Origin of the sequence: Caballeronia sp. LZ029, assembly GCF_031451275.1 — a bacterium.
GTDB classification, from domain to species: domain Bacteria; phylum Pseudomonadota; class Gammaproteobacteria; order Burkholderiales; family Burkholderiaceae; genus Caballeronia; species Caballeronia jiangsuensis.
Window position 1 is genome coordinate 2346522 of the sequence record NZ_JARUXO010000001.1, and the last position, 20564, is coordinate 2367085.

General features: G+C 64.2%; 16 protein-coding genes. 7 read left to right on the forward strand and 9 right to left on the reverse strand.

What is annotated here, in order from left to right:
- Window positions 1–6: 6 nt before the first annotated feature.
- The 3 genes from QCE73_RS11140 to QCE73_RS11150 form a co-directional block, all read right to left on the reverse strand.
- Window positions 7–891: a Kdo hydroxylase family protein gene (locus tag QCE73_RS11140; RefSeq protein ID WP_035503130.1), complete on the reverse strand. Its 885-nt coding sequence runs from the start codon at window positions 889–891 to the stop codon at window positions 7–9.
- A 51-nt stretch (window positions 892–942) separates the two neighbouring features.
- A complete protein-coding gene (gene waaC / locus QCE73_RS11145) occupies window positions 943–1884 on the reverse strand; it encodes a lipopolysaccharide heptosyltransferase I (RefSeq protein WP_309881983.1) in 942 nt (313 codons plus the stop codon).
- An 859-nt stretch (window positions 1885–2743) separates the two neighbouring features.
- Entirely contained in the window at window positions 2744–4144 is a 1401-nt protein-coding gene (locus QCE73_RS11150; RefSeq protein WP_309881216.1) for a phosphomannomutase/phosphoglucomutase, read from the reverse strand.
- A gap of 440 nt (window positions 4145–4584) precedes the next feature.
- On the opposite strand from QCE73_RS11150, the gene QCE73_RS11155 reads away from it, so the two are divergent.
- The 5 genes from QCE73_RS11155 (at window position 4585) to QCE73_RS11175 (ending at window position 10083) form a co-directional block, all read left to right on the forward strand.
- The gene (locus tag QCE73_RS11155) at window positions 4585–5847 is read left to right on the forward strand and encodes an oligosaccharide flippase family protein (RefSeq protein WP_309881217.1); all 1263 of its coding nucleotides are present in this window, start codon (window positions 4585–4587) and stop codon (window positions 5845–5847) included.
- A complete protein-coding gene (locus tag QCE73_RS11160; protein WP_309881218.1) occupies window positions 5844–6650 on the forward strand; it encodes a glycosyltransferase in 807 nt (268 codons plus the stop codon). The genes QCE73_RS11155 and QCE73_RS11160 overlap by 4 nt, the downstream gene beginning before the upstream one ends.
- A 43-nt stretch (window positions 6651–6693) precedes the next feature.
- Entirely contained in the window at window positions 6694–7833 is a 1140-nt protein-coding gene (locus QCE73_RS11165; protein WP_309881219.1) for a glycosyltransferase family 4 protein, read from the forward strand.
- Between the two features lie 24 nt (window positions 7834–7857).
- Entirely contained in the window at window positions 7858–8904 is a 1047-nt protein-coding gene (gene galE, locus QCE73_RS11170) for a UDP-glucose 4-epimerase GalE (protein ID WP_035500965.1), read from the forward strand.
- Window positions 8905–8973: 69 nt separating this feature from the next.
- Window positions 8974–10083 (forward strand): glycosyltransferase, encoded by a 1110-nt coding sequence (locus tag QCE73_RS11175; protein WP_187605898.1) that lies wholly within the window; start codon window positions 8974–8976, stop codon window positions 10081–10083.
- Window positions 10084–10144: 61 nt separating this feature from the next.
- On the opposite strand, the gene QCE73_RS11180 is transcribed toward QCE73_RS11175, so the two are convergent.
- On the reverse strand, window positions 10145–10840 hold the full coding sequence (locus QCE73_RS11180) for a dienelactone hydrolase family protein (RefSeq protein WP_035500928.1): 696 nt from the start codon (window positions 10838–10840) through the stop codon (window positions 10145–10147).
- A gap of 736 nt (window positions 10841–11576) precedes the next feature.
- On the opposite strand from QCE73_RS11180, the gene QCE73_RS11185 reads away from it, so the two are divergent.
- Window positions 11577–12998: a hypothetical protein gene (locus QCE73_RS11185; RefSeq protein ID WP_309881222.1), complete on the forward strand. Its 1422-nt coding sequence runs from the start codon at window positions 11577–11579 to the stop codon at window positions 12996–12998.
- A gap of 10 nt (window positions 12999–13008) precedes the next feature.
- Here the strand turns inward: QCE73_RS11185 and QCE73_RS11190 are convergent, their stop codons facing one another.
- A complete protein-coding gene (locus QCE73_RS11190) occupies window positions 13009–13479 on the reverse strand; it encodes a hypothetical protein (protein WP_309881223.1) in 471 nt (156 codons plus the stop codon).
- 196 nt (window positions 13480–13675) lie between these two features.
- On the opposite strand from QCE73_RS11190, the gene QCE73_RS11195 reads away from it, so the two are divergent.
- Complete coding sequence (locus QCE73_RS11195; RefSeq protein ID WP_309881225.1) at window positions 13676–13969, forward strand: hypothetical protein; 294 nt, start codon at window positions 13676–13678, stop codon at window positions 13967–13969.
- Window positions 13970–13984: 15 nt separating this feature from the next.
- Here the strand turns inward: QCE73_RS11195 and QCE73_RS11200 are convergent, their stop codons facing one another.
- From QCE73_RS11200 to QCE73_RS11215, 4 genes are all read right to left on the reverse strand, one after another.
- A complete protein-coding gene (locus QCE73_RS11200; protein WP_309881226.1) occupies window positions 13985–16219 on the reverse strand; it encodes a polysaccharide biosynthesis tyrosine autokinase in 2235 nt (744 codons plus the stop codon).
- An 88-nt stretch (window positions 16220–16307) separates the two neighbouring features.
- Window positions 16308–17462, reverse strand: coding sequence for a polysaccharide biosynthesis/export family protein (locus QCE73_RS11205; protein WP_035500925.1), 1155 nt, complete (start codon window positions 17460–17462; stop codon window positions 16308–16310).
- A 50-nt stretch (window positions 17463–17512) separates the two neighbouring features.
- Entirely contained in the window at window positions 17513–18892 is a 1380-nt protein-coding gene (locus tag QCE73_RS11210) for an undecaprenyl-phosphate glucose phosphotransferase (RefSeq protein ID WP_035500924.1), read from the reverse strand.
- Between the two features lie 137 nt (window positions 18893–19029).
- Complete coding sequence (locus tag QCE73_RS11215) at window positions 19030–20559, reverse strand: mannose-1-phosphate guanylyltransferase/mannose-6-phosphate isomerase (protein ID WP_222946537.1); 1530 nt, start codon at window positions 20557–20559, stop codon at window positions 19030–19032.
- Window positions 20560–20564 lie beyond the last annotated feature (5 nt).

Sequence of the window (20564 nt, forward strand, 5' to 3'; positions counted from 1 at the left end):
CGCCGCTCAAACGAGCGCCCTGCCCTTCAGGCGCTCGAGAATGCCGAGCGGCGCGCAATCGGGGCGCGCCATCGCCTTGACGGGCAAAAAGAAGGTCTGTTCCATCATGAACTGGCCGGACATCACGGCGTGCGACGTGTGATCGGAGAAGCAGACCCACACCGAGCCCGGCGGAAACGGCATCGCCTCTTGCGGCGCGGTCTTCTGATAGTCGAGATCGGCCTTCATCGCGTCATGCAGATGCAGCATCAGATGGTCGTACTCGCTGCGCGGCGACTTCGTGATGTGCAGCAGATTCATGAGCCACGCCGAGCCGGGCATCTGCGTCTTGATGCCGGGCAGGAAGCGCTTCGCCATGTCCTCGAACGGTTCCCCGACGCGCCATACGCGCGGCGCGCCTTTCGGATTGATGTTCGTGAACACGCGCAGGATGCGCTCGCCGTAATTCGGGCGCGACGGGAACGCATCGACGTGCAGGCGGCTGTCGTCCTTGCGCCAGGATGTCTCGCGCGTTTCGACCTGATGCAGCCTGAGGCTCGTGGGCGCGACGCGCAGTTTGCCGTCGTATTCGGGGAAAAGGCCATCGACGAGCGAGCGCGCATGATCCTGATAGCGCTTGATGAGCGAGCGCACCGCCGACTGCGTCACGTTCTCGCCGAGCACGCCGTTCAGCGCGCCGCCGTTGGGTGCGAGGCTGATGTTCTTGCGTTTGGGGTCCGCGATCTTCGGATCGAGCAGCGCGAGTTCGCCGCCTTCGATCGGAAAACGCAGATTGGGGAAATACAGCACCTTGCCGTTTTCGACGCCGGCAAGGAGCGTCTCGCGCGGCACGGAAAGATTCTTTCCCTGCCAATCGCCCGACGCGACTTCGATGATTTGAGATTCCGTCATGTGTCTACGACCTTGAGTTGCCCGAGCACGGCGCGGCGCGCGAAGGACACGCTACAGCAGGCCGAAGCCCGCGAGCGCGGCCTTGACTTCGGAAAGCGTCGGATGCCGGCTCGCGTCGCCGAGATTGACCACCTGCGGCGACCAGTAGCCGCCGGTGCGCCATGCGGTCGAGAAATTGTACAACTCGACGGTCGGGCGCTTCAGCGCCGCGGCAATATGCACCAAGCCCGTATCGACGCCGACGGTCGCGGCTGCGCCGTCGATCAGACCGACTACGGCGGGCAGCGACAGCTTCGGCGGCACGATCGCGGCCGCGCCGAATTCCTTCGCGAGCTTTTCGCTGGTCGCGCGTTCGGCGTCGCTGCCCCACGGCAGCACGATCGACGCGCCGCGCGTGACGAGCGCCTGCCCGAGTTCGATCCACGCGGCTTCGGGCCATTGCTTGTCGGCGCGCGAGGTGGCGTGCACGAACACGACATACGGCACCGGCAGATTCAACCCGAGCTCGGAGACGGCGAGCGTTGCGCGGCGCGTGTCGATGCCGAAGTCGATGTCGTCGGTCATCTGCGGCTTCGGCAGATCGAGCGCCGCCGCCACGAGTTGCCGCGTGCGTTCGACGACGTGGGTGCGCGGTTCGATCGGCACGCGCCGGTCGTAAAAGAAGCGCACGGGCCATTCGTAGCCCGCGCCGTCGGTGCGGTTGCCGAGACCGACGAGCGGCCCGCGCGCCCAGCTCGCGACCCACGCGGTCTTGATGAGGCCCTGACAGTCGATCACGAGATCGTATTTTTCGGCGGCGAGTTCGCGCTTGAACTTGCCGATCTCGCGCCAGTTTTCGGGCGATGCGAATGCACGGCGCCAGCGTCGCAACGAGAACGGAATCGCGCGGCGCACGCCGTGCACGAGTTCGACGAGACTCGCGAAACTTTCCTCGACGAGCCAGTCGATCTGCGCATCGGGATAGCGGCGGCGGATGTCGGCGATGGCCGGCATGTTGTGGACGACGTCGCCGAGCGACGACACGCGGACGATCAGGATCTTTTGCACGCTGGGGTGGGGAGGCGCGGGAGGGCGCTGCGCGGTGAGCGGGAAAGGGGTGATTTTAGAGCGTGTATGGGAGTTTCGCTGGGAAATGCTTTCGCCGGATCCCGTTTTCTTAGTGGTCTATTAGCACTGCCCCTGTGCGGGGCGGCAGTCACTTTCTTTGCTGCTGCAAAGAAAGTAACCAAAGAAACAGCTTTCCCCAGCCTAAGCACTTCACACCGGCCGCGGCACAGACGATTGGCCTAATGGCCCGGCTGTAGCGAGTGCCCCCGCAAGCAGACAAGGGCTTGGACCGCGCACGGTCTGACACATCGCACCGCATAACACACTGGTTCAGCACCAAATAGCTCCGGCCCGCTTCGCGGCCGATGGGTCAATCGGGTGCGCGTGCGCTTCTTCCTCGACGGTTTCCCTCGCATACCCAACGGCAGCGCGTAGCGCTGTGCCGAAGCTATTTGGTGCTGAACCAGCGCCCTAAAATATTTGGGGCGGCAGACCGTGCGCGAGCCAAGCCCGATTGGGCCTTCGAGGGCGACACTTAGGCGAGTGCCACCGCGGGCTGGCAAGCGTGGCCAAACTGCGTGTGACTGCGGGCGGTGAGAAGCTGCTTTCTTTGGTTACTTTCTTTGCAGCAGCAAAGAAAGTGACCCCCGCCCCGGGGAGGGGCAGTGCTAATAGACCACTGCGAAACCGGGCCATCCACAGAAGCCCAGGCAAACAAAAAAACCAAACCACGTCAGACACTACGAAGCGCAGGCCACCAGCATTTAGCCGAAGCGCCCGTAGCGTCATCTACAGCTAAAACCATTCAAAACGGCAACTTCGCATCCGGCTTCTCAGCCAGAATCACCCGACGAAAATCCTCCTGAATCCGCTTCAACGCCGCGTCGTTATCCGCTTCGAAACGCATCACGACCACCGGCGTCGTATTCGACGAACGCGCCAGTCCGAACCCATCCGGATACTCCACCCGCAATCCGTCGATCGTCAGCACATCATCCGCTCCGGTGAACTTCGCCGATTTCTGCAGACGCGCGATCAACTCGAAATTCTCGCCCTCTTCCAGCTTAAGCTGCAACTCAGGCGTCGATAGCGAATTCGGCAGATCGTTGAGCAGCTTGCTCGGGTCCGCCACCCGCGACAGGATTTCGAGCATGCGCGCGCCGGTGTACAGGCCATCGTCGAAGCCATACCAGCGGTCCTTGAAGAACACGTGTCCGCTCATCTCGCCCGCAAGCGGCGCGCCGGTTTCGCGCAGCTTCGCCTTCACGAGCGAGTGACCGGTCTTCCACATCACCGGCTCGCCGCCCTGATCGCGCACCCACTTCGCGAGATTGCGCGTGCACTTCACGTCATAGATGATCTGGCCGCCCTTGTTGCGCGACAGCACTTCCTGCGCGAACAGCATCAACTGGCGATCCGGATAGATGACCTGCCCGTCCTTCGTCACGACGCCGAGCCGGTCGCCGTCGCCATCGAATGCGAAGCCGACCTCGGCATCCGTTTCCTTGAGCGCCTTGATCACGTCCTGCAAATTTTCCGGGTGCGCAGGGTCCGGGTGATGGTTCGGAAAAGTGCCGTCGATGTCCGTGAACAGCTCCACGAGCTCGCAGCCGAGCGCCTTGAACAGCTTCGGCGCGAGGCCGCCCGCGACGCCATTGCCGGTATCGACGACGATCTTCATTCCGCGCACCGGCTTCACGTCCGACACGATGCGATCGAGATAGATCTGCGATACGTCGAACTCGGTGTACGTGCCTTCGCCGCTCGTGAAGTCGCTGTCGACGATGCGCTTGTACAAGCCCTGAATCTGGTCGCCGTAGATCGCCGCGCCGCGCAGCACCATCTTGAAGCCGTTGTAGTCGGGCGGATTGTGGCTGCCCGTCACGACGATGCACGAATCCACGCGACGCTCGCCCGAAGGCAACGGCAGCGGCACGCTCGCCGCGAAGTAGCCGACCGGCGTAGGCACCATGCCGACATCGACGACATCGACGCCCGCCGCGCGCAAGCCTTCCGCGAGCGCGCCGACGAGTTCGGGGCCGGAGAGGCGTCCGTCGCGCGCGACGACGACCGAGTCGCCGCCCTGCTTTTTGATCTCGCTGCCGAATGCATGGCCGATGCTCTTCGCGACATCCGTGTCGACCGTCTTGCCGACGATGCCGCGAATGTCGTAGGCCTTGAAGATGGATTGGGATACTTGGCTCATGAGATGGCTACCTCTTCTCTATTAATTGATGGTTTCTCGGCGATGCAGCCATGAGGGCATGCAGGTCGTGACGGTTGGCGCGCCAGTGCAGCGTGCGAGGCGCGTGAACGACTGCCAGATGACGTACGAATTCTGCCTTTGCGTCTGTTAAATCAACACGAAAGAAACAATTGGAAGCAACTGGATGCAAAACCAGCGCAACGGGCAAGCCGCGGATCGCACTTATAATCGCTGTCTTTCGGCGCTCTCGTGGTTGCGCGCGGCGGTCAAAGCCTGCGCGTTCATTCTAATCCAATGCTCAAACGCTCTTTCGCCTCGATGCCTTCGAATGAGGCGCGTCTGCGTGCAAACACACAAAACTTGACCGAACACGCAGACTTGCAGGGCGGTCAGGCTAAGGTAGCACGCCGTGTGCCCGCTTGTGCCGCAGGATCGGCCGCATGAAGGCGCTGACGCGCTCCGGTAATCCGGACGTCGCCCGCGCGCTCGCCAACATCGTCTGGCTCGGGCTCGAACGGCTCACGCAGATTGCGGTGGCGATCGTCATTTCGGGACTGCTCGCGCGCTATCTCGGCCCCGACGTTTTCGGCAAATGGCAATACGCGAACACGCTCCTGCTCGTGATCGCGCCGATCACGTGGGTCTGCGGCGCGGAAATCCTCGTGCCGACGATCGTCAACCGCACGCCCGCCGAAGCCGGCGCGGTGCTCGGCAGCGCGTTCGTGCTGCGCATGGGCGTCTCGATCATCGCGCTCGTCGTCACGTGGATGTGGATCGCGGCAGGCGGCACCGATCCGATGGTCGGCCTGATGCTCGCCGGCCTCGCCGTCACGATGCTCTTTCGCGAGCCGTTCATCGGCGTCGTCAATTCGTGGCTGCAAAGTCTCACCTACAGCAAGCCGCAGCTCATCGCGAGCATGGCGGCGGCCATCGTCAAGGCGGCGCTCGTGTTCGCGCTGGTGCGCGCGATGGCCGCGCCGTCGAGATTCGGCTGGCTCTGGGCGCTCGAAGCGGCCGCGATAAGCGCCGCGCTCGTCGCGTACTACATGCGCCGTCACGGCGGCACGCTCGGCTGGCGCTTCGATCGCGCACTGTTCAGACATTTCGCGAGCGCGGGCACGGTGTTCTGGCTCGGACTCATCTGCATGTATCTGTTTCTCAAGCTCGACCGGCTGATGCTCGCGCATCGCGTGTCGTTCGCGGAACTCGGGCTCTACTCCGCCGCGCAGCAGTTGAACGAGAACTGGATCGCGCTCGCGCTGATGCTCTCGCAGACCATCGCGCCGGCGTTCGTGTATCGCGTGCAGGAAACCGCGCGCCTCAGGCGCAATCTCGTGCGCCTCTTCGCGATGACCGCCGTGCTGATGATCGCGGGCGCCGCCGTCCTCGATGCGCTCGCGGGCTTCATCATCGCGCGCGTGTTCGGGCCGAACTACGCGGGCGCCGCCGATATTTTCCGCTGGGCCGTGTGGCTGTCCGTGCCGGCGGGCGTCGAGGCGATCGGCAATCTCGTCGTGCTGAAATATCAGGCGAAGTACGTGCTGCTGTCGAAATGGCTGTTCGCGCTGGCCGTCGCGTTCGCGGTGAACTGGTTCACGATTCCGCGCATCGAAGGCTACGGCGCGCTGATCGGGCTCGCGGCGGGCTATGTCGCGGCGGCGTCGGTGAACTTTTACTACATCCGTTTCCGGCTGCGCGCATGAACGATCTCTCCGATGTCGCCGTGCTGATGCCCGCGTTCAACGGCCAGGCCGAGGTCGAACGCACGCTCGCATCGTTCAGGGAAGCCTCGACGGTGAACGTGCTGATCGTCGACGACGGCAGCACGCCGCCGATCGTCGCGCCCGTCATCGGCGGCATGCACATCGACATTCTGCGGATGCCGCGAAACGGCGGCATCGAGCGCGCGCTCGAAGCGGGCATCGCGGCGCTCGCCGCACGCGGCGCGCGTTACGCGGCGCGCATCGATGCCGGCGATCTGGCGACGCCCGGCCGTCTCGCGAAGCAGCGCGCGTACATGGAGGACCATTCGCGCGTCGCGGTGCTGGGCATGTGGACGCATGTCGTATCGACGCAAGGCGCGCCGCTTTTCGACCTGACGCCGCCGAGCGAGCCCGCCGCGATCCGCCGCATGATGCTCGCACGCACGTGCTTCACGCATCCGTCGTTGATGCTGCGCATCGATGCCGTGATCGAAGCGGGCAACTATCGCGCGCAGTATCGCGCGGCCGAAGATCTCGATCTGATCCTGCGGCTCCTGCAACGGCACGACGGCGCGAACCTGCCCGAGTTCGGTCTCTTCTACGAGCTGAACGAAAGCGGCATCAGCGCGACGAAGCGGCGCGTGCAGGTGATGTCGACACTGCGCCTGCAACTGCGCCATCTGCGCCTGACGAATCCGCTCGACTGGGCGGGCGTCGCAAAAAGCATCGCGCATCTCGTCCTGCCGTATCGCGCGTTGCGCGGTCTGAAGGCGCGATTGCTGAAGGCCACGTCTTCCGCGTGAAAATTTCAATGTTCAGTTCGCGCCACGTTGAGCGCTCTTCCGGATGACGAAAGAAAAGTCGAGTCTTCGCATCGCCCTCGTCTGCAACACGGCGTGGGCGATCTACACCTACCGGCAAGGCGTGCTGCGCATGCTGACCGCGCGCGGTGCGCAAGTGACGATCATCGCGCCGCGCGATCGCACCTTCGAGCCGCTCACGGCAATGGGCTGCCGCTGCGTCGAGTTGCCGGTCGCGTCGAAGGGAACGGACCCGCGCCAGGACTTCAGGACGCTCGCCGCGCTCTATCGCGAATATCGCGCGACGCGCCCGCACATCGTGTTTCACTACACCATCAAGCCGAACATCTACGGCACGCTCGCCGCGATGCTCGCGCGCGTGCCGTCGATCGCAGTGACCACGGGCCTCGGCTACGTGTTCATCCAGAAGAGCCGCACGGCGCAGGTCGCGAAGCTGCTGTACCGTTTCGCGTTCCGCTTTCCGCGCGAAGTGTGGTTTCTGAATCGCGACGATCACGAAGCCTTTCTGCACGAGAATCTGCTCGCGCATCCGGATCGCGCGCGGCGTCTGCACGGCGAAGGCGTCGATCTCGATGAATTCGCGTTTCAGCCGCTGCCCGCGCGCGCGGACTTCGTTTTCATCCTCATCGGGCGGCTCCTGTGGGACAAGGGCGTGGCGGAATATGTCGAAGCCGCGCGCAGGATTCGCGCGAAATATCCGCACGCGCGTTTTCAATTGCTCGGGCCGGTCGGCGTCGACAACCCCAGCGCGATCAGCCGCACGGATGTGCAGAAGTGGGAAGCGGAGAATATCGTCGAATATCTGGGCGAAGCCAACGACGTGCGCCCGCTCGTCGCCGCGGCGGATTGCGTCGTGCTGCCTTCGTATCGCGAAGGCGTGCCGCGCACGCTGATGGAAGCCTCGGCGATGGGCCGCCCGATCGTCGCCACCGATGTGCCCGGCTGCCGCGAGGTCGTCGAGGACGGCGTGAACGGTCTTCTCTGCGAGGTAAAGAACGCCGACAGCCTGACCGAAGCGCTCGAACGCATGCTGACGCTCACTTCCAGCGAGCGCGAGGCGATGGCGCTGCGCGGCCGCGAAAAAGTCACAAGCGAATTCGACGAAAAGAATGTCGTCGAACGCTACAAGGGCACAATACATGCCATCACAGGCATTTCACTCTGATTCGAGTCTTTTGGAGAACGCATGATGAATGGCAATCAGTCGCCGAACACGGGTGCAAAGGGCACGATTCTCGTAACGGGCGGCGCGGGCTTTATCGGTTCGCATACGTGCGTCGAATTGCTCGACGCGGGCTATGGCGTCGTGGTCATCGACAATCTCGTGAACAGTCGCGCCGAATCGCTGAAGCGCGTCGAAAGCATTGCCGGCAAGCGCGTCGCGTTCCATCACGCCGACGCGCGCGATGAAGCCGCGCTCAACCATATCTTCGACACGCACGAGATCACCGGCGCGATCCACTTCGCCGCGCTGAAAGCCGTGGGCGAATCGGTCGCGAAGCCGGTCGAGTACTACAACAACAACATCGGCAGCCTGCTCGCCGTGCTGAAGGTGATGAAAGAGCGCAACGTGCGCAACTTCGTGTTCAGCTCGTCCGCGACGGTCTATGGCGTGCCGAAGAGCGTGCCGATCGACGAATCGTTTCCGCTCTCGGCGACCAACCCTTACGGCCAGTCGAAGCTCATCGCCGAACAGATTCTGCGCGATCTCGAAGTCTCCGATCCGTCGTGGCGCATCGCGACGCTGCGCTATTTCAATCCGGTCGGCGCGCATGAGAGCGGGCTGATCGGCGAAGATCCGGCGGGCATTCCGAACAACCTGATGCCGTATGTCGCGCAGGTGGCCGTCGGCAAGCTGGAGCGCCTGCGCGTGTTCGGCAGCGATTACGATACCCACGACGGCACCGGCGTGCGCGATTACATTCACGTCGTCGATCTGGCGCGCGGGCACATCGCGGCCATCGACGCGCTGAAGACGCTCGACCGCAGTTTCGTCGTGAATCTCGGCACGGGCCAGGGCTATAGCGTGCTCGATGTCGTGAAGGCGTTCGAGGCGGCGTCGGGCAAGCCCGTGCCGTACGAGCTCGTGCCGCGCCGCCCGGGTGACATCGCCGCCTGCTACGCCGATCCTGCCGCCGCCGCGGAACTGATCGGCTGGCGCGCGGAGCACGGCATCGAACGCATGTGCGTGGATCACTGGCGCTGGCAGTCGCAAAACCCGAACGGGTTCGCGTAAAGTCTCGCTGCGCCCCGCCTCGTCGTTCCGAGCGATGCGGGGCTGCTTCTCCCAACCGGTTCTATTTTCATGCTTAGTTTCGCGCTCGCTTTTCTGATCTCGCTGCTCGTGACCTTGTTGATCGTGCGCTTCGCACACCTGCAGGAAGGCGTGCTCGGCGACACCGATCTCGCCGGCGTGCAGAAGTTTCACGCGCGCCCGGTGCCGCGCATCGGCGGCGTGGGCATCATTTGCGGGCTGACCGCATCGGCGGTGCAGTTGCGATGGAGTTATCCGGCCGTATCGGGCGGGATTCTCGGCATCGTCGCGTGCGGCCTGCCGGCGTTTCTCTCCGGGCTGATCGAAGACCTGACCAAGCGCGTCTCGCCGCTCGCCCGCCTCGTCTGCACGATGGCCGCCGCGGGCCTCGCCTATGCGTTGCTGAATATCGCGGTCACGCGCATCAGCGTGCCGCCGCTCGATTTCCTGCTGTCCTACGCCATCATCTCCTGCGCGGTGACGGTGCTCGCCGTCGCGGCGCTCGCGAACGCGGTGAATATCATCGACGGTTTCAACGGCCTCGCATCGATGGTCAGCTTCATGATGTTCGCGTCGCTCGCCTACGTGGCGTTCCAGGTGCACGATCCCGTCGTGCTGTCGGGATCGCTCATCATGATGGGCGCGGTGATGGGCTTCTTCATCTGGAATTTCCCCGCCGGCCTGATCTTTCTCGGCGACGGCGGCGCGTACTTCGTCGGCTTCATGCTGGGCGAGCTCTCAATCATGCTCGTGATGCGCAACCGCGACGTCTCCGCGTGGTATCCGGTGCTGCTCTTCATGTATCCGATCTTCGAGACGTGTTTCTCGATCTATCGCAAGAAGTTCATTCGCGGCATCTCGCCCGGCATTCCGGATGGCGTGCATCTGCATATGCTCGTCTACAAGCGGCTGATGCGCTGGGCCGTCGGCGCGAAGAACGCGCACGAACTGACGCGCCGCAACTCGCTCACGTCGCCGTATCTGTGGCTGCTGTGCCTGATCGCGGTGATTCCCGCGACGCTCTTCTGGCGGCACACGGTGCATCTGTTCTGCTTCGTCGTCGTGTTCGCGGCGACGTATGTGTGGCTCTACATGAGCATCGTGCGCTTCAAGTCGCCGCGCTGGCTCGTGTTTCGACGGCCGCACACGGTGAAGAAGTAAGCTCTTTTCCCGACGATGAACGCCGCCCCGCTCCGGGCGGCGTTTTCGTTTCTGGCGTCGATTACGTCAGATGCTTCTTGAAAAACTCCGCGGTGCGGCCGTTCGCGAGTTGCGCGGCCGCCGCGTCGTAGTGCGCGCCCTGATTGCGCGCGAACGCGTGATGACAGCCGGGATACGTGAACGCCTCGACGTTCGCGTGCCCTTGCACCGCCGCGAGCACGCGACTGCGCGCGTCGGCGGGAATGAACTCGTCTTCTTCCGCGAGATGCAGCATCAGCGGCACCTTGATCTTCGGCAGCTCGGCAAGGTATTGGTCGGTGCCGCCGCCGTAATAGGAAACCGATGCGTCCACATCGGTGCGCGCGGCCGTCAGGAAAGACAGCAGGCCGCCGAGACAGAATCCGACCGAACCGATCTTGCCCTGCACCTGCGAAAGCCCGCGCGCAAAGCCGATGGTCGCCGCGATGTCCTCGACGCCCGTGTTCACGTCGAACGCGTTGTAGTACTTCAGCGCCTGTTGCCACTCGGCTTCGGATTTGTCGGTCAATTCGACGTTCGGTTCGAGCCGCCAGAACAGATCCGGGCACAGCGCGACGTATCCCTGGCGCGCGTACTCGTCGCAGGTTTCGCGCATGTCGGCGTTGATGCCGAATATCTCCTGGATCACGACCACGGCGGGCGCGGGCGTTTGCGCGGGATAGGCGACGTAGGCGTCGAAATTGCCGTCGGGCGTGGAGATGCTGAGCCTGTCGGACATGGGAGTCTCCTGAGTGATGTCGTGAATCGAAAGCGCGCAAAGGCCCGATCGAGCGCGCGCCTGGCCGGTAATCGAAGTGTGATTCGCGTGTGTGACGATGAGACACGGGCTATCGGAGAAAGCCCCGCGCGTTGGGGACGAAGCGATCGATGCACGAAGCGCAACGCGGCCTGCCTTGCGGCAGGAATCTATTTGATACGCGAAAACCGGCGCGCGCGCCAGCTTTGAATCGCGCGGATTCGGCGTGCGGAGATCGGGCCACTCGTCCCTGCGATGATCGCGAGTCCCCGGATGAAATCGAATCGTATCGATCGATTGGGTTCCTGCATGCGTGTTGCGCCGAACAAGCCCATGCCGTTTCCCTTCTGCGAGGGTCGTTTGTTGTCGAGTGGCTCGCGCGGCGGAACCGCGCGTCCTCGTGGGCCTGCTTACCCCGAAACCGGGTTACCTCGTATCGGCACGTGCACGCACATCGCACGTATTGAGTGGTCTCACGCCGGAACATGTCGCTTCCGGCCATTCAATCTTCGGTCCGCAAATCGGGGACGATCCGCCAGAATCCCGTGCTTTGCGGACAGGGGCGCGCGACGAAGAAACGCGCCCAACGATGCGTGGTGCGGCGCACATGCGCGTCCGTCGTTTCACGCCGAAGACTAGGCGCCTGACGCCGCCGCAACGGCGCGCGATAAAAGCCGCTGATATATTCGACGCAAAAAATGGGGTTCCCGGGGTCGTCATGCGGAACAAGTTCGCCGTCGTCTGGATATGGCTTTGCCTGCTTCCGCTTGCGTTCGACTTCAAGGGCGTGGAGGCGGCCAGCAGGACGGTCGACATTCTGCTCACCGTGACCTCGATGGGCGCCGCCTGCGCGATTCTGCTGATCGCGCCGCGCTTCGCGCGCCGTTCGCGCATGCGCACGCTCGTCACCTCGCTCTTTCTGCTGACGATCTTCGGCAGCGTCGCCACGCAATTGCTGCAAGGCAACGACGCGGGCAACTACGCGCGCGTGATCCTGCCGTTTCTGCTGATGCTGCTCGGCTATTTCGTCGGCTGCCGTCCGTGGGATGCGCAGCGGCTCGAACAGATCGAGCGCGCGATGATCGGCTCGCTGATCGCATCGCTCGTGTTCGGCGTCGGCTTCGACATGGCGATGTCGGATGGAACCGGGAACATGAGCATGCACGTCGTCCCGGTCACGTTCCTCTGTCTGCAAGGGCTGCTGCTGCACGAGTTCGTCTTCGCGCAGCGCATCGCGAAGCTCGCCGCGCTGCTCTTTCTCGCGACGATCGCCGTGGAAATCGTCTGCGCCACGCCCGGCCTGCTCGTCGGCACGGTGCTGCTCATTGCTTACGCGACGTGGCTCGCCGCGCCTTCGATCCGGCCTTTCTTCACCGCCGGCCTGCGCGCGATCGCGATTCTGACGCTGCTCGGCGCGATGGCGGCCGCAACGGCCACGTTCTTCCCGACCGTCGCCCAGCAGTTCATGCAGCACATGTCGCTCGCGAAGGACGTGCCAGTCGCACGCGATCCGGTCACGATCGCGCGTCTCGCGGAAATGAAGGATCAGGTCGATCAGACGACATCCTCGACGCTCTCGACGATGGTCGGCATGGGATACGGACACGACTATCGCTATTCGCCGTTGTACTTGCCCGATCTCGCGGGCATGATCAGCGAGAAGGATTTCTACGCGATCAGAATCTGGGCGGCCGGCCACGACTTCTGGGTCTATCAGTTCTTCGCGGGCGGCGTGCTGTTCGGTCTCGCGCTGCCGCTCGCCGTGCTGTGGGCGCTCTGGCGCGGCTCGATGGCCTACCGTGCGTGGCGGCATCGCGCGCCCGATGCGCCGCATCTGCCCGTGCTCGGACGCGCGCTCTTCGTGCTCGCGGCGCTGCCCGCGACGTCGATCGGCGGCAATCCGCTCGGCGACCGCTTCTCGGGCGTCGTGTTCGGCGTCGCGCTCGGACTCGTCGTCGCGACGTATGCGCGCATCGCGCACGTCATGCAGATGCGCGCCGCCGAAGCGGCCGGGTATCAGCCGCCGCAGAGACCGCCGTGGTTCGGCACGCCGCCCGACATGCGCCCGCAGGACGAACCGTTACCGGAAATCCTGCCGGCGAATGCGCCGCGCGCGCCGGGCACGCTGCCCGCACAATAGCGCGTCAGGTTCACTGCGCGGGCAGATGCGCCCTCAGATACTGCGCGAAGCCGTTCTGCACGGAGATGATTTTCGTCGCGCAGTCGTTGAAATCGGAGCCGCGCGCGCGTTCATCGCCGTACATGTCCTTACATTGCGCGAAGAGCGAGATCGTCGCGCCGTTGCCGTTCGCGATGCGCGTCGCCGAGAACACCGGCTTGCCGGAACCCGAAGGCATCTCCGTTTCGATGGCGGCATCGTCGGCGCGGGTCAGGCGTTCCTTCGAATTCTGCTCGACATAGGTTTTCGTCAGCTTCCAGGCCGCATCGCATTGCGCGGCGTCGCGGCACGAGACGGTCGCGTTGCGTTGCGCGTCGTCGAGCGTCTGCTGCGAGAGCAGGAACGTGCGTTCCTTCTGCTGCTCCTTCTCGGCGGACGAGCAGGCGGTGAGGACAACCGAAGCGAGTGCGAGAGCGAGTGCAATAGCGATGAGCTTTTTCACGGACGGACAGCCTAAAAACCAGGTCGGACGGCGATTATAACGACGCCCGCTTTCGTCGCGCGTAAAACTCGGGTGCATCGGGTGAATGGCCGCTCGTGCACGGTTTTTGGCGTCGGCGGGCGGCAGCGCGCAATATCCTGTGTTCATGCGTGCGCGGCTCGCCGTCATCGCGTCCGACAAACCCGGAGGAGACGTCATGAAACATGCGCTAGGCACGGTGCTCTTGTCGCTGGCGATGACCGCGCTCGCGTCCTCGGCCGCCCATGCCGACGATGCATCGCCGACAGACAAGCTGCTCGCGCAGCAGAACGGTTACGTGGGGAATCCCGCGGGCGGCGCGCGGCTGCGTCCGAGCGGACACAAGGCCGACGCCAAGGCGATGATGGCGCCGAAAAGCGCGGCGGCGGCGCTCTATCCGGCGCCGCCGGGCCTGAATCCGCCGGCGCCGACCGCGGCGCGCTCGCGCGACATCTACAAGTCGCCGTATTGAAGCGCGCCGGAGGCTTTACTCCGCGATGCTTTCGTAGCCGTAATAGCCGGCGTACGTGCTGCCCATCAGCACCTTCGATTGCGGAACATCGGTGAGCAGCACGCCTTTCATGTGCACGCCGCCGTGATACAGGCGCTTCATCGTTTCGCCGATCTCCTGCACCTGGTTCTTGCCGTGCCGCACGACGAGCAGGCTCGTGCCCGCGTGCCTGCCGATCACGGTCGCGTCGGTCACGGCGAGCACCGGCGGCGTATCGATGACCACGAGATCGTAGTGCTGCTTCAGCTCGGCGAGAATTTCTCCGAGACGGTCGCTCGCGAGAAGCTCTGCCGGATGAGACGGCAGCGAGCCCTTCGGAATCAGATCGACGCCGGGCAGCACGTCGTGCAGGATCGTGCTCATCACGTCGGCGCCCATCAGCACGTCGGAGAGACCGGGCGAATGGCGCACGCCGAAGTGCGAGTGGATATCGCCGCGACGCATGTCGGCGTCGATGAGCAGCACGCGCTTTCTCGTCGAGGCGACGAGCGTCGCGAGATTCGCCGAGAGGAACGACTTGCCCGCTTCCGGACGCGAGCCGGTCAGCATCACGACGTTATTGCGCGCATCGGAAAGCTGCAGTTGCAGCGAGGTGCGCAGGCCGCGAATGCCTTCGACAGCCGCATCTTCCGGCGCCTGCGCGGCGAGCACGTGCAGCCCTTCGCGGCGCATCCCGACCTGCCGCTGCAGACGAAGCTGCTGTGTGCTGCGCGGCACGATCGCGAACACGCGCGTGCCCAGTTGCCGTTCGATATCTTCCGGACGCTCGACGCCGCCATACAGCGCCTTGCGAATGAACGCGACGATGATGCCGAGCACGAGCCCGATGGCCGCCGAGATCAGGATCACGAGCGCGCGTTTCGGACGCACGGGATCGTCGGCGGCCTGCGCGAGATCGACGATGCGCACGTTGCTCACCTGCCCCGCCTTCGCGATGCGCAGTTGCTGCGTGCTGTTCAGCAGGTTCGTGTAGAGCTCGGTTCTCGAACGCACGTCGCGCATGTAGCGATGCGCGGTCTGCTCGGTATCGGGCAGCGTCGACACGTTCTTGCCGAGGCGCGTTTGCGCGACGGTGAGCGCGGCGATCTGCGCATCGAGCGCCTGCACCGACGGGTGATTCGCCGTGAAGCGCAGCGAGAGTTCGGCGCGCTGTTGCTGCAAATCCGTGAGCTTCGTCTTGTTGTCGACGACCTGTTGCAGCAGAAGCCGGCTCTCCTCGGAGAGATCGACCGAGCCCTGCTTGTTGCGGAACGCGCTGTAGCGCTGCTCGGCTTCGTCGAGCTGCTTCTTCACGACCGGCAGTTGCTGCTCCAGAAACGCGAGCGTGTGTTCGGCTTCGGCCGAGCGCTTCTGCGTGTCCTGCTGCACATAGCGGTTCGCGATGTTGTTGACGATCGCCGCGATTTCCTTCGGATTACTACCTTCCAGAGATACGCCGATGATGCCCGACTGCAATGCCGTCTCCGCCACGGTGAGGCGCTTTTGCAAACGGTCGATGGTCGTGAGCGTCGAGAAGCGTTGCAGGTCGAACTGCACGCCCGGCTTGCTCGTAAGTTTGTCGACCTTGAGCGTGATGAGGCCTTGCGGCGTCATGCCCGACGCTTCCTGACCGACGTGGCCGGTGAGAATGCCGAGACCGTCCGGATCCTTAAGCACGTATGCGCCATGCTCGCCCGCGACGAGCGTGAACTTCCTGTCGTAGAGCGCTTTCGGCGTGTCGAAGAGCGGCACGTCGATCTCTTCGCCGCCCCATGCGAAGCGCGACAGATAGCCCGGCGGCACTGGCCTGTTCAGCATCGAGAACACGTTGCCGACGAGCTTGCCGACGACCGGAAACGAACGCGGCGACGCGCCGATGTCGAGATGCAGACGCCGCACCGTATCGTCGATGACGAGGCGCGAACGCAGAAGCTCGATCTGCGCGGCGGTAACGGACTTCGTATCGGTGAGTTGCGGAACGACCGCCTGCACCGCTTCGGCGCTGGCGTTCGTTTTGGCGTTGTTGCCGCTGGCCTCGTCCACCTGGATCATCGCGTCCGCCTTGTAGGTCGGCGGCGCAAGGTAGGCGTAGGCGGTTCCGAGCGCGACCACGGCGAGCGTGACGAGCGTCACGAGCTTCCAGTTGCGCATCACCGCGGCCAGATAATCGGACAGCCGCAATTCGTCGGCTGTCGATATGTCCGTATACCGCGTGTCAAAGTTCATGGCCATGATCTCGCTCGCTTGTATTTTTTGAGTCGAACAATGATGCTCCGGCGCGCCCCCGCGCGCGCCGGTCAAACGCCTGCGATCAAAGCATTTACTTCGTCAGCACGGCGGCCGTCAGACCCGCGTTGATCGCCGGCAAGAGCAGGTTCAACACGCGCGAGAAGCGGACGAGCCCGCTGTTGTCCACATAGACGACGTCATGCGGCTGCAGCTCGAAGTTGTTCGCGAGCAGCATGGACACCGGCGAGAGCGCGTCGAGCTTGTAGACCTCCGGCTGGTCCGTCGCGCCGTTGCGGATCACGTACAGCTCGCGCGGGTTCGACGTTTCCGGGTTGAAGCTGCCCGCCTGCGAGATCGCGTCCGACAGCGTGAGCTTGCCGTTGCGCATCGGGATCACGGTGGCGGGCTTGGTCACTTCGCCCATCACGTAGACGCCGTTCTCGTCGCGCGAATCGACACGCAGCGCATCGCCCGGGCGAAGCATGATGTCCGACGGGCTGCGGCCCTTCGCCGTCATGCCGGCCATGTTGATGTTGTACGTGACGCCGTCGCGGATCAGCGTGACGCGGCTCTGGTCCGCCGTCGTCGCGAAGCCGCCCGCGCGGCCGATCGCCTCAGTGAGCGTCATCGGAATGTCGTTGATCTGCTGCGAGCCCGGCGTGCGCACGTCGCCGTCGATATACACCTGCGACGCACGGAACGACGCGACGCGCACCGTCACCTGCGGCTTCACGAAGACCTTCGAAAGCTGCGTGTACAGCTCGCGCTGAACCTGCGTCTCGGTCTTGCCCGCGACATGCAGCGAACCCGGCACATACGGGAACTGCAGATTGCCGTCCGCATCGACGACGAAACCAGGCGCGGCATCCGACGTACGCGTCTGGTTCGCGGGCTGGCCGAGCGCCGCGACGAGTTCCGGGTGATCCCACACCGTGATCTGCAGCACGTCGCCGACGCCCAGCTTGTACGGCGCAGGCTTGCCGTAGAGCGAGGCGTTCGGATCGGTCGCCGCGGAAGGCTGCGCGGTGCGCATCTTCTTCACGAGCGCGGCATCGATCGTGGTGATCGGAATGTTGGTCGTGGTGGCCGGATCGCCCTGATCGTTCGACGTCTCGACGAGCTGCGCCGGCTTTTCCATGTGCATGCCCGGCGAGAGCCCGCAACCCGTCAGGATCACGGAAATGGAAGCTGCCGCAGCCAGGCTCGTGAGGCGGAAGATACGCGACACGTTGGTGTTGGCGGCCATGGAGTTGGTGCCCGGTTGTTGTTGGTTGTGCATAATGGTCGTCCCCTGCTTCAGTAAGCGTTGGTGTGGCGTAGTCCCTTGAAGATCGTTGCGGCGATGATTCTCATATCGAGTCCGAACGACCAGTTACCCAGGTAGTACAAATCGTGAGCGACGCGTCCTTCCATCTTTTCGATCCGATCCGTTTCTCCACGAAAACCGTTGACCTGGGCCCAGCCGGTAATGCCTGGCTTGATCCGGTAACGATGGATATACCCCGATACGACCTTCTGATACAGGTCGTCATGTTCGAGCGCGTGTGGACGCGGGCCCACGACCGACATGTCGCCACGCAGAACGTTGAAGAACTGCGGTAGCTCATCGAGGCTGGTGCGGCGCAGGAACGCCCCGACACGGGTCACGCGCGGATCGTCGCGCGTGGCCTGGCGGAGCACCCCGGCCTGTTCCGTGTGCATGCGCATCGAACGGAACTTGTAGATGGTGAAGACGCGGCCATCCGCGCCCTTGCGGTTTTGCCGGAAGAGCACAGGCCCGCGCGAAGTCAGCTTGATCGCGAGCGCGATGCAGATCAGCGCGGGCGAGACGGCGATGATCGCGCCAAGCGCGAACACGCGGTCGAAGAGTTCCTTCTGCAACTGCGCGGACGCCGACAGCGGCGACGCGACGAGATTGATCGCGGGCTGGCCGAGCAGATCGGTCACGCCGCTTTCGAAGAGCGCGAGGCTGCGCACGTCGGGGATGAAGCGCACGTTGAGCAGATCGTCGCGGAATTCGTTCACGAAGCGCAGGATCGTGGGCTCTTCGGAAAGCGGCAGCGCGAGCCAGACCTCGTGCACGTTCTGCGTGCGCACGAAGCTCACGAATTCGTCGAAGTCGTCATACACCGGCACGCGCGTGTTGAGCCGCGCCTTGCCCGGCGTCGCGTTGAATGCCGCACGCATCCGAAAGCCCGTGTCCTGCGAGCGCTCGATCTTGCGCAGGATCGCATCGCAATGCCTGCCGCTGCCGACGATCGCCACCTGCTGCAGATTCAGGCCGGCGTTGCGCATGTGCGCGAGGATCGCGTGCGTGATGAGGCGCCCGGCGATCATGAGGCCGCCGGACATCGCGGTCCAGTAAGCGAACCAGAGGCGCGACACATAGTCGAGGCGATGCAGCGAGAACATCAGCGCGAGCGCGCAGCCCTGCACGACGAGCCAGCCGAGCGAGACCTGACAGGCGAGCTGGAGCTTGCTGCGGCCGCGCCATGACTGGTAGACGCCGAAGCCAGGAAAAAGGGCGAGCGAAAACGCCGCCGCGAACGCGACGAACGCCATCGAATAGGTGTGAGCCTCGATGTACTCGAACCTGATTTGCGACGCCACTGCCGCGCCGCCGACGATCATCACGACGTCGAACAGGCGCGCGAGCAATCCCTGTAAATCGCGCATGTTTTTTTCCCCGGAACGCAATCAGCCCTTTACCGCACGCCTCAGTCTCCTCCTCGCCTTAGCCCGTCTTTTTCGAATGAAAGCCGTCGCAAAGAAGTCAGTTGCCTCAAACCGTGATGCCCTTGCCCTTCGAGCGCTCAATGGCGTCCGTAGGTATCGTCGAAACGAACGATGTCGTCTTCGCCGAGATAGCTCCCCGACTGCACTTCGATGATCTCGAGCGGCACCTTGCCCGGGTTCTCCAGACGATGCCGCACGCCGAGCGGAATGAACGTCGATTCGTTCTCGGAGAGCAGAAACTGCTCTTCGCCGCGCGTGACGAGCGCCGTGCCGCACACGACGACCCAGTGCTCCGCGCGATGGTGATGCATCTGCAACGACAGCTTCGAGCCCGGCGACACCACGATGCGCTTCACCTGAAAGCGCTCGCCGTGCTCGATCGAATCGTAGAAGCCCCACGGACGGCGCACCTTGCGATGCGTGTCCGCTTCGGGCGCGTGCTGCTCGCGAATGCGCGCGACGAGCCCCTTGATGTCCTGCACGCGCGAACGGTCCGCGACGAGCACGGCGTCGTCCGTCTCGACGACGATCACGTTGGTCGTGCCCACGCACGCGACGAGCCGTCCGCCTTCGGAGCGCGCATAGCTCGACGTCGCGCCTTCGAACACGACACGGCCGCTCGCGACGTTGCCCGACTCGTCCTTGTCCATCGCGTCCCACACGGCGTCCCACGAGCCGAGATCCGACCAGCCCGCGACGAGCGGCACGACGACGCCGTCGCACGGCTTGCTCGGCGTGCCGATGTGTTCCATCACGGCGTAGTCGATCGAGTCGGACGGCGCGCGGCCGAATTGCGCGGCGTGCGGACGGAAGAACTTGCCGTCGTCCTCGCCTTCCTGCGCGGCGGCCGAGCAGGCCGCATGCATGTCGGCGTTGAGCTTCTTGAGCGACGCGAGCCACACGCTCGCACGCACGATGAAGATGCCGCTGTTCCACCAGTACGTGCCCGCCGCGACGTATTGCGCGGCGAGTTCCGCCGCGGGCTTCTCGACGAAGCGATCGATCTTGTGCGCGCCGTCGTCGAGCGCGTCGCCCAGGCGGATGTAGCCGAAGCCGGTGTCGGGACGCGTCGGCGGAATGCCGAGCGTCGCGATCACGCCGCGCTCCGCATGTTCCGCCGCGATCGCGATGGCGCGATGCAGCGCGGGAATGTCCGCGATGGAGTGATCGGCCGGCATCGCGACCATGATCGCGTCCTCGCCGTCCTTCACCGCGGCGAGCGCCGCCAGCGTGAGCGCGGGCGCGGTGTCGCGGCGCGCCGGTTCGACGATGATGCGTGCATCGACGCCGCTCTCGCGCGTCTGCTCTTCCGTCGTGAAACGATGCTCCTCGCCGCACACGATGATCGGCTCGCCGTCCACCTTGAAGTCGCCCGCGAAGCCTTTCAGCCGCGCAACCGTAGCCTGCAACAACGAGTCATGCCCGATGACACCGATCAATTGCTTCGGGAACTGTTCACGCGACATCGGCCACAGGCGGGTGCCCGAGCCGCCGGCGAGGATCACAGGGACGAGGCGGCGGCACGGCCCGGCCACCTTGGCCGGGCCTGCCTCCACACCTGCTGCTCCCTGCTCCACCCCACCCTTCGTGCGTGCTTCATTCGTCATAGAGG